Below are 15,672 nucleotides of genomic sequence, written 5' to 3' on the forward strand. Positions count from 1 at the left end.
GAACGGTCCTGGGTCCTGGGTCAGTCCGGAGGCTCCGGCAGCATGTCGGCGGTGATCGCCCAGCGCTCGTGGTCGCGCCACGCCCCGTCGATGAAGAGGAACGCCGGGGAGAAGCCCTCCAGCCGGAAGCCGTTGCGCTCGACCAGCGCCAGTGACGCGGCGTTGCCCGGCTGGATGTTCGCCTCCAGCCGGTGCAGGCCCAGCGGGCCGAAGGCGTGGCGCAGGACGAGGCCGAGGCCCTCGCTCATGAGGCCGCGGCCCGCCGCCGGCACGAAGGCGCCGTAGCCGAGCGCGCCGCACTGGAAGCGGCCGCGCACGATGTTGTTGATGTTGACGAAGCCCGCCGCGCGGCCGGTCCCGCGCACGCACACGAGGAGGCCCACGCGCTGCTCGCCGTCGAGCGTGGCGGCGTACGCGGCGAAGTCCTCCTCGGTGGCGGGCATGGACAGCCACGGGTGGTGCAGGTCCGCGCTGGCCCTCACGAGGCGGGTGAACTCCGGGCCGTCCCCGGGCGTCACGGGGCGGATCGCGACGCGCGGCCCCTCGGCCAGCCATTCCGGCACCGCTTCATCCACCGGTTCATCGTACGGTCCGGCGCCGGTGGCGCCACGGGCCGTCAACGCCACTCCGGCGCGTCGGATCCCCAGAGCCCGGGGGTTTTCGCCCAGTCGCGGGGGGCACCTTCGACGTGCACCGGCGGCCGTGCGTACCGGACGCGGCCGAGCGGCCCGCCGGCCTCGGCGAGCCACGCGTCCGGTGCGTACGCTCCGCCGGGTTCGCTCTCGTCGCGCGGCAGGTCGTGGGTGAGCCAGTGCGCCGTCCGCGCGAGGGAGAGCCGGGCGAGGCGCGTGCCGCCGGTGGTGCGCTGCTCGGTGACGGCGCGCAGGACGGCGGCCGCGAGGAGGTAGCCGGTGCCGTGGTCGAGCGCCTGCGCGGGCAGGGCGCCGGGGGCGCCGTCGGGGCCGGCCTCGGTCGCTGCGATGCCGCAGGCGGCCTGGACGAGGCTGTCGAAGCCGCGTCGCCCGCCCCAGGGCCCGTCCGTGCCCCAGGCGCTCAGCTGACCGACGACCAGCCCCGGTCGCCGCTCGGCCAGCGCCTCCGGGGAGAGGCCGTGGCGGTCGAGCGCGCCGGGCCGGTAGCCGGTCACGACGACGTCGGCGCGGGCGAGCAGGTCCTCGAAGGCCGCCCGGCCGGCGCGGTGCGCGAGGTCGAGCACGGCCGAACGCTTGCCGAACCCGGTGTCGTTGTGCGCGTCCTGGCTCTCCGGGAGGCCGGGCGGGTCGAGCCGCAGCACGTCCGCGCCGAGCAGGCCCAGGGTGCGGGTGGCGACGGGGCCGGCGATGACGCGGGTCAGGTCGAGCACGCGCAGGCCCTCGGCGGGTGCCCCGGCATCCGCCGGCAGGGTGCGCACGGGGCCGTCGGCGATGCGCTCCAGGGTGAGCAGTGGGCGGCGGGCCACGGCCGCGCCCTGCGGGTGGGCGGCCCACTCCGCGGCGGAGCGCACGGCGACGGCCAGCCCTCCGGCCGCGTTGACGGTCTCCTGGACCTCTTCGGCGTCGCGCAGGGCGAGTTCGTCGGCCAGGCGGCCGGCGAGGGCCTCCCCGTCGTCCGTACGGGGCAGGCCGAGCGCCTCGGTCAGCCGGGCGCGGTGGTGCGGGTAGTTGGCGTGCGTACGGATCCAGCCGTCGCGGGTGCGCCAGAAGCGGGACAGCGGCGCGAAGGCGGCCGCGGCGCGGCCGTCGACGCGCAGGTGCCGTTCGCTGACGAAGGCGGTGGCGACGGCGCCGTCGTGCACCTGCACGGCCGGGAGCCGCCCGCCGCCGCGCCGGGCGGCGGCCAGTTCGGCGGCAGCGAGGGACGCCACCGCGACCGTGGCGCGGGCCAGTTCGCAGACCGGCAGCCGGGAGGGCAGCGTGCCGCCGGGACCGCCGTACGAGACGGCGGCCGTGAGCGCGGGGTCCCCGCCGAGCGCGGCCCAGGCGTGATCGGTTCCGCCGGCGGATCTCTTGATCATCCGATCAGTCTGCCACCGGGGCCTTGCCGGCAGCTAGGGGGAAACGTCGCTGCCGGCACCGTGCGGCGGCCTGCCCGGCGGGGGGGAAGGACGACGGCGAGCGTACGGATTGCGGTGCTCGCGCATGCCGCCGGGCCGTCGCCGCGGGGGCTTGTCACCGTTGCGGCGGGCAATCTCTTGCCGCCGCGACGGCGAGCACCCACGCTGCGGGGAACCGGCGGTACCGACCCGCACCACGGCCCCGGCGGAAGCCCGCCGGACAAGACTGCAACGACACCTCCCCCGCCCCCGGCAAGCCGTCTTTCTTCCGCGACGGCGAGCAACCACACTGCAGGGAACCGGCGGTACCGACCCGCACCACGACCCCGGCGGAAGCCCGCCGGACAAGACTTCAGCGGCTCCTCCCCCGTCCCGGCAGGCCGTCTTTCTTCCGCCGCAACGGTGGGAAACCGCCACGTGGTGGACCGGCGGTGCCCGACGCGGCCGCAGCCTCGGGGACGGCCGCGGCGGCCCCGCCGGGCAGGCTCCACGGCTGAGACCGGCGCTTCTCGGCCGGGCTCAGCCGTAACCCCCCGGCACCGGCGTCAGCTTGACCGTCTTGTCCTCGCTCCCGCTGGCCAGCCACGCGCCGTCCGGGCCGAAGGCGACGCAGAAGACCGTGTCGTGGTGCTGCACCCGCAGCGCACGGCCGCCGTCCGCCATGGACCACAGGCCGGCCGTGCGGTCGGCGGAGGCCGTGGCGAACCACCGGCCGTCGGGGCTGAAGGCCACGTCCTTCACGGCGGCGCCGTGCCGGACCAGCAGGCGCTGGTGCCCGCTGCCCGCGTCCCACACCCGGACGCAGCCGTCGTCTCCCGCCGTCGCCAGCTGACCGCCGTCGGGGCTGAAGTCGACGGCCTTGACCGGGTGGTCGTGGCGCAGCCGCAGCAGGGCGTCCCCGCCGAGCGACCACACGTGCACCGACCGGTCGGCCGAGGCGGAGGCGAGCCGGGCGCCCTCCGGGCTGAAGGCGACGTCGGTGACGACCTGGTCGTGCGTGATGCGCAGCATGGGCTCGCCGCCGGTGGAGTCCCACAGCCGGACGGTGCGGTCCGCGGAGGCCGAGGCCACGCGGAAGCCGTCGGGGCTGAAGGCCACTCCGAAGACCACGTGGTCATGGCGCAGGCGCAGCAGTTCCTCGCCGTCGGAGGCCGCCCAGATGCGGACGGTGTTGTCGGCGCCTCCGGTGACGAGGCGGCGGCCGCCGGGGCTGAAGGCGGCGGCGAAGACGGACGAGAGCCAGCCGCCCACGGTCTGCTCCCAGATCCGGTTGCCGGTCAGGGCGTCCCAGACCCTGATCCGGTTGCGGGATCCGGTGGCGAGCCGTCTGCCGTCGGGGTGGGCGGCGAGAGCCTGCACCCACTGGCGGGCGTTGAGGACGCGCGAGGTGACGCCGGGGCCGGGCGGACCGGCCGATCCGGGCGTGCCGGCCCCACCGGGCGTGCCGGCCCCACCGGGTGTGCCGTGCGCCCCCGGGCCGCCGGTCGTACCCGCCCCGCCCGGCGCCGGGTCCCAGGACGGCCTCGGCGGAATGCCGGACGGCACGGGCGACGGTGCGGGCGGAGGCTCGGGCGGCGGTCCGGGGGCCGGCGAAGGCTGCGGCACGGCCGGCCCCGCCTCCGCCGTCAGCTCCGGCATGTCGAAGAGGCGGGCGTCCCCGCCGCGCAGGTAGAGGACCGGCGTCGCCCACTCCAGGCTGTCGTCCTTGTCGACGACGAGGGCGATCCGCCCGACCCGCACGGCCTCGTCGACGCTGCGGCCCCCGGCCAGCGCCTGGTAGAAGGACGCGGCGAAGCGGGTGGCCGCCTTGTCGGTGACGGCGAACTGCATGGCGACGATCGCCGGCACGGTCCGCACCAGGACGGCCGCGGTGCTGGAGAAGAGGTCCTCGGCGTTGCCCATGCCGCTCTGGCAGCTGTTGAGGATCACCAGCTGGGGCCTGGGCCGGGCCACGCTGAGGAGCGAGGCGAGGGCGGAGGCGTGCAGGTGGTGCTCGCGTCCGTCCGCGTCGGCCAGCGTGATCATGCCCTCGTGGCGCCGGGGGTCGTAGGCGCCGTGCCCGATGAAGTGCAGGACGTGGCAGCCGCGCAGGAGCCTGCGGGAGAGGTCGTCCGCGGTCTGGCCCTCGACCCAGTCGAGGTCGACGAGCCCGCGCTCGGTCAGCGGGCGCAGGGCGACCGCGAGGGCGGCGCGCTCGCTCTCGGCGCCCAGGGGCGCGAGGGAGCGGGGCAGCGAGGTCATGCCGAGGACCTTGAGGGGCGGTTCGGAGCGCAGCGGGGCGAGCGGCTCGGGCAGGTCGACGTAGCGGACGAGGGGCTGGCGCAGGCACAGGTAGCCGCCGAGGTCCTCGTCGTGGAGCAGTTCCCAGGGCAGGGCGGCGAGTTCGGGCGCGCGGATGCGCAGGACCACGCGCAGCGCCTGGTCGCGTTCGGCGGCGCGCTGGCGGCTGGCGAGGTACAGGCCGCGCAGGCGTCCGTCGAAGACGGTGCGGAAGAGCCGCTCCCCCACGTCGCGTACGGGCCGCTCCAGGCCGAGGGCGGCCGCGCGCGGCGTCACCGAGGAGGCGAGGACGGCCCGTTGGAGGTCGGCGAGGCGGTCGCCGATGACGTCGGGTTCCAGGGCGACCGAGGCGGCCCCCTCGCCGGCGGGCGAGGAGACCGTCACCGCGTACTGCCCGCCGGTCCCGCCGCTGATCTCGAGGACGAAGTCGGCGGGGGGCATCACGGCTCCCGGGAGGTCCTGCGGGATGTCACCATTTCCGTTTCCCGCTTCTTCACGTGGCCGTGCCGTGCAGCGGGCCCGCGTTCTTCCACCAGGCGAGCAGTTGCCCGTACGAGGCGAGCGGGGCGTGGGCCTGCGCGATGATCTTCACGTCCTCGCTCGACCACGTGAGGTAGACGTCGCCGTCTCCGGGGTCCTGGTTGCAGGCGAGTTCGCCGACTTCCTTTCCGCCGTTGTTGTACTTCTGCCGGCCGTTGAGCGGGGTGGACGGGCCGCATGAGCTCTGCGTGAAGGTGACGTCGTTGACGAGCCGCTGGAATCCGCCCTGGGTGCTGATGTCGTCCACGAACTGTGCGTAGATCACGGGGAATCCGGCGGCCGGGGTGCACGCGACCACGGCGACGACCGACGCCGGGAACCTGGACGCGTCGCCGTCGGAGCAGCTCGGGCGGATGGCCGGCGGCACGTGGGCGAGCAGGGCCGCCGTCGGCCCCGAGGAGCGGGGCGTGCCCGGCACGGGCGCCGGGGACTCCGGCTGCGGCGGGGCGGCCGACGGCTGCGCGGGCGGCTGCGACGAGGGTGGCGCCGGTAATGACGACGACGTCACGGTTTTCTGGGGCGCGGTCCCCGGCGGAGGATCGGCCACCGTCTTTCCGGAATCCTTATTTGCCAGCAGGACAATGCTGGTCACCACGAGACCGGCTCCGAGCAATGCCGCCGTGGACCGGATCAGCGGGCTGATCCGGGGAAAGGATATTTCCCGGACCGAGAATCCGCTGCCCAGCAGCGAGATGAGGACCATGAGGCCCCCGAAGACGAAAAGGATGATCGAAGCAGAGGTCGGCATGTTTCCCCCCGATGCGTCGCGACCCTCCGCGGACCAGTCAGGTTATAGGAAATTCAACGGCATGCCGCCGGGCTGTGCGCCGCATATTCAGCCGCTCGCCTCCGCGCGCTCCCGGAATGCGCCCCCGCGCCGTTACGGCGTGTGCGGCACGCCCGGCACGCGCGCGTTCGCGACCGCGACGGCCGCCGCGTACCCCGGTACGGCCGCGACGTCGGTCAGCGTCCACCCCTCGGGGGAGGCCGGGGCCGGGCCCGTGCCCACGTACGTCACGGAGGGGTTCTCCGACAGACCCGTGCCCGTGCCCTTGAGATACGCCTCCTTGCGCGTCCAGCAGCGCCCGAAGGCCTCCGGGCGCCGCGTCGCGGGCAGCGCGGCCAGCTCCGCGGTCTCGGCGGGGTGCAGGACACGCCCCACCTCCTCGACCACGTCGGCGGGCTGGAGCTGCTCGACGTCCGCGCCGATCGGCGTGTCCGCGAAGGCGAAGAGCGCGAGGTCGCCCGCGTGCGAGAGGTTGAAGTGCAGGGGCGCGCCGGCGGCGGCCGGGCGGCCGTGCGGCCCGCCGCAGCCGGGGCACGGCTCGCGCACGAGCTCGACCGCGGCCGGGTCGGTGGCCAGGTACGCACCGAGGAGGAGCCGCAGCCCGACGTGGGAGGCGACGTAGCGGTCGCGGTGGAGGTCACGCACGAACGCGGCGGCGCGGTCCCGCTCCACGGGGTCGAGGATGCGCGCGTGGTCCCGCAGCGCGGTGTCGAGCGGACGGCGGGACGGCGTGCCGCCGGCTGTAAGGCCGTGGCCCTGCGACGCGCCGCGCACGGGGCCGCCGCCGGAAAGACCGTCACCCGGCAACCGACCGGACCCCGGGCCGCCGGGGCGCAGTTCACCGGCCTGCGGCCCCCCGTCCGGTCGGCCACCGGAACCGGACCGCGGACCATCGCCCCGAGCCTCCTCGTCCGGCGCGGCAACCGGCCGCTCGCCGCCGCCTGGCAAGCCACGGGGCCCCGGCCTGCCGGCGCGCAGTTCACCGGCCCCCGGGCCCTCGTTCGTGGAGCCGTCCGGTCGCTGGCCGCCGGCTGGCGCACCGCCGCCCCCCGGGCCGTCGTTTTCGAGGCCGCCCGGTCGCAGGCCGGCGAGGTTCAGCAGCCATACGTGCGGCGGCCCGCCCGGTGTCCACGTTCCCGGCAGCGGGTCCTCGCCGAGGACCCGGGGCCGTATGCCCGGTCCGCCGCTCACGCCCATCCGCTCAGCCCTCTCCCAGGTGGCGGGTCACCGTCTCGGCGACCTCCCCGATCGGCCCCGGCCGCGTCATGTGCGCGTGCGTGCAGCCGACATCGTGGTTGATCACCCTACCCGTGACGTACGGCCGCCACGCCTCCCTCGTCAGCGAGCCGGCCGGCTCCGTGTCCGCCGCGGTGAAGAAGAGGACGTCGCCGTCGAAGACGCGGTGCGGGTGGCGTCCGGCCAGGGCCGTCGTGGAGAGCGCGACGTCGACCACGGACCGCAGCGCCTCGCCGGTCAGTGCGGCGAAGGGGCCGCCGTCCGCGCGGAGGGCGGCGAGCACCCCGTCCCGGGTGAGGGCTCCGCCGCCCTCGCGGGCGCAGCCGGCCATGTCCAGCAGGGCGCCGAGGACGGCCTGTTCCCCGGACGCGGCGCCCGCGGGGTAGGCGTCGAGCAGCGCGAGGAGCCCGACCTTCTCGCCGGCCTCCTGCAGCCGTACGGCGACGGCGTGCGCGAGGACGCCGCCCGCCGACCAGCCGAGCAGCCGGTAGGGGCCGTACGGCTGGATCCCCCGGATGCGGTCCGCGTGGTCCTCGGCCATCTCCTCCAGCGTCGCGGGCAGCGCCTCGCCGGGCGCGAACCCGCGCGCCCGGAGCGCGTGGAGGGGCTGATCGGGGCCGAGGCCGGTGAGCAGCCCGGTGTAGCACCAGCCGAGGCCGGCGGCCGGGGGCAGCGCGAACAGGGGCGTACGGCTGCCGGTGGCACGCAGCGGCAGGACGGGGTCCAGGGCGGGGTCCCGGGAGGTGCCGTCCACGCCGCCCAGCCGGCGGGCGAGGGCGGCCGGCGTCGGGGCGCGGAAGAGGGTGCCCAGGGCGAGGGGCCCGTCTTCACCGGCGATGCCCACGCCGGCGATGTCCTCGCCGAGGACGTCGCCGATCCGGGCGACGAGCCGCGCCGCGAGCAGGGACGTGCCGCCGAGGGCGAAGAAGCTGTCGTCGACGCCGACGTGCGGCAGCCCGAGGACCTCGGCGAACAGCCGCGTCAGGGTCTCCTCGCGGGGCCCCGCGGGGGCGCGGCCGCCGGTGTCCGCCGCGGGGGCGGGGGCGGGCAGCGCCGCGCGGTCGAGCTTGCCGTTGGGGCCCGTGGGGAAGGCGTCCAGGAGCACGACGGCGTCCGGCACCGTGCTCGCGGGGAGGTGCGCGGCCAGTGCCTCGCGCAGGAGGCCGGGGCCGGCCTCGGCGGCGGCATCCGCCGAGGCCGGAGTCACGTAGGCGACCAGGCGCCGGTCGCCGGGCCGGTCCTCGCGGACGACGGCGCAGGCGGCCTGCACGCGGGGGTCGGCCAGCAGGACGGCTTCGATGCCGTCGGGCTCGATGCGGCGCCCGTGCAGCTTGACCTGGCGGTCGGTGCGGCCGAGGTACTCGGCCTCGCCGTCCGCCCGCCAGCGGGCGAGGTCGCCCGTGCGGTACATGCGCGCGCCGGGCCCGGCGAAGGGGTCGTCCAAGAACCGTTCGGCCGTGAGGTCCGGCCGGCCCAGGTAGCCGTCGGCGAGCTGGGCGCCGGCGAGGTAGAGCTCGCCGGGGACGCCGGGCGGGCAGGGGTGCAGGGCCTCGTCGAGGATGTAGAGGCGGGTGTTCCAGACGGGCCGTCCGATGGGGACGGGCCCGGTGTCGCCCGGGCGGCAGGTGTGGTGGGTGACGTCGACGGCCGCTTCGGTCGGCCCGTAGAGGTTGTGCAGCAGGGTGCCGGGGAGCAACCGGTGGAAGGCGTCGGCCGTGGCGCGCGGCAGGACTTCGCCGCTGCTGAAGACGTGCCGCAGCCCGGTGCAGCCGGCCGCGCCGGGTCCGGCGAGGAAGAGCTGCAGCACCGGGGGCACGAAGTGGGCGACGGTGACGTCGTGTTCGCGGATGGTGCGGGCGAGCTCGGCGGGGTCGCGGTGGGCGTCGGGCCCGGCCACGACGAGGGTGGCGCCCTCGCGCAGCGGCCAGAACAGCTCCCAGACGGAGACGTCGAAGCCGGTGGGGGTCTTGTGCAAGACGCGGTCGCCGGGGGCGAGCGGGTACTGCGCCTGCATCCAGCGCAGCCGGTTGTCGATGGCCGAGTGCGGCACGACGACGCCCTTGGGGGCTCCGGTGGAGCCGGAGGTGTGCAGGACGTACGCGGGGTGCTGGGGCGTCAGGGCCCGGCCGGGGTCGGTGGGGAGGTGGGCGGCGAGCACGTCGCCGAGCGCGGGGTCGTCGAGCGACACGGCGGGCGGCGCGCCCGCGGGGAGCGCGGCGGCGCCGGCGCGGTCGGTCACGACGCACACGGGTGCGGCGGTCTCCAGCACGTCGCGCAGGCGCGCGGCCGGGTCGGCGGTGTCGAGCGGCAGGTACGCGCCGCCCGCCTTGAGGACGGCGAGGAGGGCCACGACGAGCTCGGTGGAGCGCGGCAGGGCGACGGCGGTGACCGTGCCGGGGCGGACGCCGAGGGCGGCGAGGTGGCGGGCGAGCCGGTTGGCGCGGGCGTTGAGGCCGGCGTAGGTGAGGGTCTCGGCGCCGTGGACCAGGGCGGTGGCGTGCGGGGTGCGGGCGGCGCGGGCCTCGACGGGGCCGATGAGGGTGGTGGGCGGGACCGCGGTGGCGGTGTCGTTGAACTCGGCGAGGACCTGTTCGCGCTCGGCGGCGGTGGCCAGGGCGAGGCCGCCGGTGGGCAGGTGCGGGTCGCGCTCGGCGAGGCGGGTCAGCAGGTCGAGGAAGCGCGCCTGGTGGGCGGCGAGTTCGTCCTGGCCGTAGCGGGCCGGGTTGGCGTCGTAGTCGATGCGCAGGCCGCTGCCGTCGGCGCGGTCGTAGATGCCGATGGTGAGGTCGTCGACGGGTCCGGGGGCGAGGTTGTGCGCGCCTGCGCGGGCGCCGGCGAACGTGAGCCCGTAGTCGAAGGGCATGACGTTGACGAGCGGGCCGGTGAGCGGCCGGCCCTCGCCGAGGAGGCCGAGGTCGCGGCGGATGTCCTCGTAGCGGTAGCGCTGGTGGCGGCGGGCGGCCCGGATGCCGAGGACGGTCTGGTGGACGAGTTCGGCGAAGGTCGTGCCGGGGGTGACGGTCAGGCGCAGCGGCAGCACGTTCATGACCATGCCGGGCACGCGCAGGGCGACGGAGCCCATGCGGCCCATCATGGGCAGGCCGAGGACGACCTCCTCGCTGCGGGTGGCGCGGGCGACGTAGAGGGCCTGCGCGGCGAAGAGGACGTCGGTCCACGTGGCCCGGACGGACGCGGCCAGGCGGCGCAGCCGTGCGGTGGCCCCGGGGTCGAGGTGGGCGGTGGCGCGCAGGTGGCCGCGGGAGGGCAGGGCGGGGGCCGCGGAGGAGGCGAGGGTGGGTGCCTCGGGGCGGTCGGCGAAGGCGGTGAGCCAGTGGGCGCGGTCGCGGGTGCGGGTCGCGGAGTCGCGGTAGGCGGCGTCCTCGGCGACGAGGTCGGCGAGCCGGCCGAAGGGGCTGGGGGCGGGGTCCTCGCCGGTGGCCAGGGCGGTGTAGAGCTCGGCGACGCGGCGGGCGACGAGGGAGTAGCCGTAGCCGTCGAGGACGGCGTGGTGGACGCGCTGGTACCACAGCCAGCGGGCGTCGCCGGTGCGCAGGAGGGCGTGGGAGAAGAGCGGGCCGCGGGCGAGGTCGAAGGGCTCGGCGAGGTCGGCGCGCATCCACGCGAGGGCGGCGGCGTCCGGGTCGCGCTCGGCGCGCAGGTCCGCGGTGTGCAGGGGGAAGCCGTGGCCGGGGGCCTCGACGGCGATGGGGAGCTGGCGGGGGCCGTCCGGGGCGTCGGTGATGCGGACGCGCAGGGCGTCGGCCTCGCCGACGGTGCGGTGCAGGGCCTCGGCGAAGCGGGCGGGGTCGATGTCCCCGTGGATCTCCAGGTATTCGGCGGTGCCGAGGGCGGGGCTGCCGGGGTCGAGGGCCTGGGCGAACCACATGCCCGACTGGGCGGCCGTCAGGGGCAGCCCCTCCGGCGCGGGGGACCGTCCCGCGCCGGAGGGGCCGGGCAGGGGACGCGCCCCCGCCCGGTCGAGGGTGCGGGCGTTCACGTTCCCGCCCCCAGCAGCGGTGCCCACTGCTCTATGGCCGGCTGCTCGGCGAGGGCCACGAAGGTGACGTCGGTGCCGTGGTCGCGGCGCCAGCGCTCGACGAGGGTCATGATGCGGACCGAGTCGAGGCCGTAGTCGACGAGGTTCTCGTCGTCGGGGATGTCGGCGGGGTCCTCGCCGAGCACGTCGGCGACGTCGGCCCGGATCTGTTCGAGGGTGAGTGCCATGGGTGTTACGCCCCTTCGAAGAGCCGGTCGGTGGTGGTCACCACGGCGCACTTGGCGGCGGCCCAGCGCAGTGCCATGGCGTGGTCCTCGGCCGAGAAGTCGGCGACGGCGTCGGCGACGAGGAAGGGCTGGATGTCGCGCATCCAGGCGTCGCAGGCGCTCATCATGACGCCGATGTGCGCGTACACGCCGACGATGACCAGCTGGTCGCGGCCCTGCGCGGCCATCCGCTCGGCGAGGTCGGTCCGCACGAAGGCGCTGTACTTCCACTTGGTCAGGACCGTGTCGCCGGCCGTCGGCGCGACGGCGTCGGCGATGGCCTTCGCGCGCTCGTCGTCCGGCAGCCCCGGACCCCAGAAATCCTGCTGGAGGCCGCGCTCGGCGGGGCTCTGGCCGCCGGGCTGGGCCGAGTAGACGACGGGGACGCCGAGCCGCTCGCAGTCCTTCTTCACCGCGGCGACGTTGGCGAGCAGTTCGGTGACGGGCGAGGCCCCGGCCTCGAACGCGTCGAGGAAGTAGTTCTGCAGGTCGTGCACGAGCAGCACGGCGCGGGCCGGGTCGGCGGTCCAGGCGACCTTGTTCGCGGGCAGGTCGGCCGCCCCCGGCATGGGGTAGGGGGCGATGGCGGGCAGTGCCATGGTGGTCGGTGAGCCTTTCTCGGTTCTCAGCGTTCTCAGCGCTGTGCTGCTGCGGCGGCGACCTGTGCGGCGATGGCCGCGCGGAGGTCCTTCTTCGACACCTTGCCGATGCCCGTCTGCGGGAACTCCGTCACGAACTCCACCCGGTCGGGCACCTTGAAGGCGGCCAGGCCGCGCTCGCGGACGAACTTCTTGATCGCGATCGACTTCACCGGCTCGGCGCCCTCGCGCAGCACGACGTAGGCGCAGGTGCGCTCGCCGAGGTACGCGTCGGGCATGGAGACGACGGCGGCGTCGTGCACGGCCGGGTGGGCGAGGATGTGGTTCTCGATCTCCTCGGCGGCGACCTTCTCGCCGCCGCGGTTGATCTGGTCCTTGGCCCGGCCCTCGACCACGAGGTGGCCGGTCTCCGTGCGCCGGACGACGTCGCCGGTGCGGTAGAAGCCGTCGGCGGTGAAGGCCGTGGCGTTGTGCTCGGGGGCCCGCCAGTAGCCGCGGATGGTGTACGGGCCGCGGGTCAGCAGGTGGCCGGTCTCCCCCGGGGGCAGGTCGTTGTCCTCGTCGTCCACGACGCGGACCTCGTCGGCGGGCGAGATCGGCCGGCCCTGGGTGGTGACGATGGTCTCCTCGGGGTCGTCCAGCCGGGTGTAGTTCACCAGGCCCTCCGCCATGCCGAAGACCTGCTGGAGGGTGCAGCCGAGGGCCGGGCGCACCCGGCGGGCCGCCTCCTCGCTGAACTTCGCGCCGCCCACCAGCAGGACCTGAAGGCTGCTCAGGTCGTACGGGGTCTCCGCCGCGGCCTCGGTCCACACGAGGGCGAGCGGCGGGACCAGGCCGGTGATCGTGACGCCTTCGGCCGCGATGAGCGGGAAGGCGACGTCGGGGCTGGGGCGCGGGGCGAGGACGACGCGGGCGCCGGCGTAGAGCGCGCCGAGGGTTCCCGGGGAACTCAGGGGGAAGTTGTGGGCGGCGGGCAGGGCGCAGAGGTAGACGCTGTCCTCGTCGACGCCGCAGATCTCGTTGGAGCCCCACAGCGAGTAGATGTAGTCGTCGTGGGTGCGCGGGATGAGCTTGGGCACGCCGGTGGAGCCGCCGGAGAGCTGGAGGAAGGCCAGCTCGTGCGGGGCGGGGGCGTCGGGCACGGCCACCGGCTCGGTGGGGACGCCGGCCAGGGCGGTGTGCTCGCCGGGCTCGCCGGCGACGAAGACGTGCTTGAGGCCGGGGACCTCGGCGCGGACCTTCGTGGCCAGCTCGCGGTAGTCGTAGCCCTCGCTGACGTCGGCGATGACGTAGGCGGCGGCCTCGGTGAAGGCGCAGAAGTGGCGGATCTCGGTCTCGCGGTGGGCGGGCAGCGCGAAGACGGGGAGGGCGCCGATGCGGAAGAGCGCGAAGACGACCTCGAAGAACTCGGCGACGTTCGGGAGCTGGACGACGACGCGGTCGCCCTTGCCGATGCCGTGGGCGAGGAAGCCCGCGGCCAGCCGGTCGGCGCGCAGGTCCAGCTCGCCGTACGTCCAGCGGCGGCCCTCGCCGGAGGGGTCCACGATCGCGATCCGGTCCGGGTGGGCCCGCGCGCGGTCGCGCAGCATCTGCCCGAACGTTTCTCCTCGCCAGTAGCCCGCCGCGCGGTAGCGCTCGGCGAACTCCGCGGGATATCCCGGAGCGTCGGTCGTCTCGGTCACTGGTCAACCCCCACAGCCTGCAGGAACGTCTGGAACTTGGCGCCGGTCTCGGCCGTCTCGGCCTCCGGCGAGGACTGTGCGACGACACCCGCGCCGGCGTACAGCCGCAGGGTGCGCTCCTCGGCCTCCGCGCAGCGGATGGTGACGACCCATTCGCCGTCGCCGCTCGCGTCGCCCCAGCCGACCATGCCGGTGAAGAAGCCGCGGTCGAAGGGCTCCAGCTCGCCGATGACGTCGCGCGCGGTGGTGGTCGGGGTGCCGCACACGGCGGGCGTGGGGTGCAGCGCGGAGGCCAGCTCTAGCGCGGACACCGCCGGGTCGGCCGGCTCGCCGGTCACGGTGGTCGACAGGTGCCACATGGCGGCCGTGCGCACCAGCGTGGGCCGTTCGGGCACGTGCAGGCTGCGGCAGTACGGGGCGAGGGCCTCGCGGACGGCGTCCACGACGACCGCGTGCTCGTGCAGGTCCTTCTCCGACTGCAGGAGGGCGGCGGCGCGGCGGACGTCCTCGGCGAGGTCGGCGCTGCGCGGCGTGGAGCCGGCCAGCGGGTTGGCGACGAGCGTGCCGCCGCGCCGGGAGACCAGCAGTTCGGGGCTCGCGCCGAGCAGGGTGCGGCCGGGGCCGGTGGGCAGGGCGAAGGTGTAGCCGGAGGGGTCGCGGCGGGCGAGGCGCTGCAGCAGCGCGGGCAGGTCGAGGTCGCGGTCGGAGGCGAGTTCCAGGGTGCGGGCGAGGACGACCTTGGCGAAGTCGCCGCGCCGCATGCGGCGGACGGCCTCGGCGACGGAGGCGCCGTAGCCGGCGGGCTCCGGCACGGGCCGGACGTCCCAGCGGGCGGCGCCGGGGGCGGCGGCCGGCAGGGCGACCAGCGGGTCCTCGGCGAGCGGCGGCGCCCAGCGGACGGCCTCGGGCACGGCCAGCGCGGCGGGCGCGGCCTGGTCGAAGGGGATCGCGCCGACGACGACCGGGGCCGCGTCGCCGGCCCGCACGCGGGCGGCGAGGGTCTCCGCGACGCGCTGCGCCACGGGGGCGGTGCCGTGCGGCACTTCGGCCCGCACGCCGTGGGCGAGCAGGGTGCGGGTGGGCGAGGCGAAGAACCGGGCCCGGCCGGGCTCGTAGGCGTCGAGCAGCGAGGTGGCGGCGCCGACGGTGTCGGCGGGCCGCCCGCCGGTGCGGGGGCCGTCCGGGCGGGCGTCCGGCCCGCTCGGCCGGTCGGCGACGTGGTGAGCCGTGGTCACCTGCTGCTCCTTTTTCGTTCCGGTGGATCGCACCGGGTGGGTCTCGCGTGAAGTGTTGGGTGGCGGCCGGCCTTGTGGGGGGCTGCGCGTGGTGTCCTCAGTCGCCGGACGGGCTCAAATTCTTTGGGCCCGTCCGGCGGTTGAGGACCCGGGTCCGGGGCGGGGCCCCGGGAGACGGCGGCACCGTCAGGCGCGCAGCGTCGCGCCCCCGTCGACGTACAGGTCGTGCATCGTGATGTGCCGCGCGCGGTCGGAGACGAGGAACGCGACCGCGTCGGCGATGTCCGAGGGTTCGGCGATCCGGCCGAGGGGGATGCCGACGCGGTACGAGCCGGGGTCACCGTCGATGACGCGCTGGGGCGCCTGCTCGTCGGCCCACAGCCCGCGCTGCATGGCGGTGTCGGTGGAGCCGGGCGAGACGACGTTGCAGCGGATGCCGCTGCGGGCCAGCTCCAGGCCGAGGCACTTGGTGAACATGGTGGCGGCGGCCTTGGAGGCGGCGTACGCGGCCATGCTGGTGCGCGGCACGCCCGCGGCGTTGGAGCCGACGGTGACGATGCAGCCGGAGCGGCGCTCGGTCATCCGGCGGGCGGCGGCGCGCGAGGCGTTGAAGACGCCGGTGGAGTTCACGGCGAAGGTGCGGTGCCAGACGTCGTCGGTGATGTCGACGACGGGCGAGGTGCGCAGCACGCCGGCGACGTTGACGAGGATGTCCAGCGGGCCGACGGTGTTCTCGACCTCGTCGACGACGGCCTCGACGGCGGTGCTGTCGGCGACGTCGGCGGTGTGGGCGGTGACCTGGTCGCGGCCGAGTTCGGCCTCCAGGTCCTTGATGCCGTCCGGGGTCCAGTCGAGGGCCGCGACGCGCGCTCCCCGGGCGACGAGGGCGCGGGTCACGGCCTCGCCTATGCCCTGGCCGGCACCGGTGACCAGCGCGACGCGGCCGGAGAGTTCTGACTGCTGCACGGTGGGTCCCCCGATTCCGGTTCAAAACTAA

General features: G+C 75.8%; 11 protein-coding genes. All 11 read right to left on the reverse strand.

Features of this window, described 5'->3' with window-relative positions:
• Positions 1 to 20: 20 nt before the first annotated feature.
• Entirely contained in the window at positions 21 to 575 is a 555-nt protein-coding gene (locus ACOTKD_RS19790; RefSeq protein ID WP_424890297.1) for a GNAT family N-acetyltransferase, read from the reverse strand.
• Between the two features lie 41 nt (positions 576 to 616).
• Positions 617 to 2,014: a CoA transferase gene (locus tag ACOTKD_RS19795; protein ID WP_424890298.1), complete on the reverse strand. Its 1,398-nt coding sequence runs from the start codon at positions 2,012 to 2,014 to the stop codon at positions 617 to 619.
• 558 nt (positions 2,015 to 2,572) lie between these two features.
• Positions 2,573 to 4,774, reverse strand: coding sequence for a CHAT domain-containing WD40 repeat protein (locus ACOTKD_RS19800; protein ID WP_424890299.1), 2,202 nt, complete (start codon positions 4,772 to 4,774; stop codon positions 2,573 to 2,575).
• Between the two features lie 52 nt (positions 4,775 to 4,826).
• Complete coding sequence (locus ACOTKD_RS19805) at positions 4,827 to 5,621, reverse strand: hypothetical protein (RefSeq protein ID WP_424890300.1); 795 nt, start codon at positions 5,619 to 5,621, stop codon at positions 4,827 to 4,829.
• 132 nt (positions 5,622 to 5,753) lie between these two features.
• Positions 5,754 to 6,434, reverse strand: a complete 681-nt coding sequence (locus tag ACOTKD_RS19810; RefSeq protein WP_424890301.1) for a 4'-phosphopantetheinyl transferase family protein — start codon at positions 6,432 to 6,434, stop codon at positions 5,754 to 5,756.
• 427 nt (positions 6,435 to 6,861) lie between these two features.
• Positions 6,862 to 10,893, reverse strand: a complete 4,032-nt coding sequence (locus ACOTKD_RS19815) for an amino acid adenylation domain-containing protein (protein WP_424890302.1) — start codon at positions 10,891 to 10,893, stop codon at positions 6,862 to 6,864.
• Positions 10,890 to 11,120, reverse strand: coding sequence for a phosphopantetheine-binding protein (locus ACOTKD_RS19820; RefSeq protein ID WP_120755643.1), 231 nt, complete (start codon positions 11,118 to 11,120; stop codon positions 10,890 to 10,892). Before ACOTKD_RS19820 ends, ACOTKD_RS19815 begins: the two co-directional genes overlap by 4 nt.
• A gap of 5 nt (positions 11,121 to 11,125) precedes the next feature.
• Positions 11,126 to 11,758, reverse strand: coding sequence for an isochorismatase family protein (locus ACOTKD_RS19825; protein WP_424890303.1), 633 nt, complete (start codon positions 11,756 to 11,758; stop codon positions 11,126 to 11,128).
• Positions 11,759 to 11,793: 35 nt separating this feature from the next.
• Positions 11,794 to 13,440 carry a (2,3-dihydroxybenzoyl)adenylate synthase gene (locus ACOTKD_RS19830; RefSeq protein ID WP_424890304.1) on the reverse strand — a complete coding sequence of 549 codons (1,647 nt, stop codon included), beginning with the start codon at positions 13,438 to 13,440 and terminating at the stop codon, positions 11,794 to 11,796.
• Positions 13,437 to 14,567, reverse strand: a complete 1,131-nt coding sequence (gene dhbC, locus ACOTKD_RS19835; protein ID WP_424890496.1) for an isochorismate synthase DhbC — start codon at positions 14,565 to 14,567, stop codon at positions 13,437 to 13,439. Before dhbC ends, ACOTKD_RS19830 begins: the two co-directional genes overlap by 4 nt.
• Before the next feature lie 294 nt (positions 14,568 to 14,861).
• Positions 14,862 to 15,641, reverse strand: coding sequence for a 2,3-dihydro-2,3-dihydroxybenzoate dehydrogenase (locus ACOTKD_RS19840; protein WP_424890305.1), 780 nt, complete (start codon positions 15,639 to 15,641; stop codon positions 14,862 to 14,864).
• Between the last annotated feature and the right edge of the window lie 31 nt (positions 15,642 to 15,672).

The organism is Streptomyces sp. XH2, from assembly GCF_049725035.1.
GTDB lineage: Bacteria > Actinomycetota > Actinomycetes > Streptomycetales > Streptomycetaceae > Streptomyces > Streptomyces roseoverticillatus.

Coding starts and splice junctions, on each gene's coding strand:
- ACOTKD_RS19795 (WP_424890298.1), bottom strand. CDS start 2,014: ATGATCAAGAGATCCGCCGGCGGAACCGATCACGCCTGGGCCGCGCTC.
- ACOTKD_RS19800 (WP_424890299.1), bottom strand. CDS start 4,774: ATGCCCCCCGCCGACTTCGTCCTCGAGATCAGCGGCGGGACCGGCGGG.
- ACOTKD_RS19805 (WP_424890300.1), bottom strand. CDS start 5,621: ATGCCGACCTCTGCTTCGATCATCCTTTTCGTCTTCGGGGGCCTCATG.
- ACOTKD_RS19820 (WP_120755643.1), bottom strand. CDS start 11,120: ATGGCACTCACCCTCGAACAGATCCGGGCCGACGTCGCCGACGTGCTC.
- ACOTKD_RS19825 (WP_424890303.1), bottom strand. CDS start 11,758: ATGGCACTGCCCGCCATCGCCCCCTACCCCATGCCGGGGGCGGCCGAC.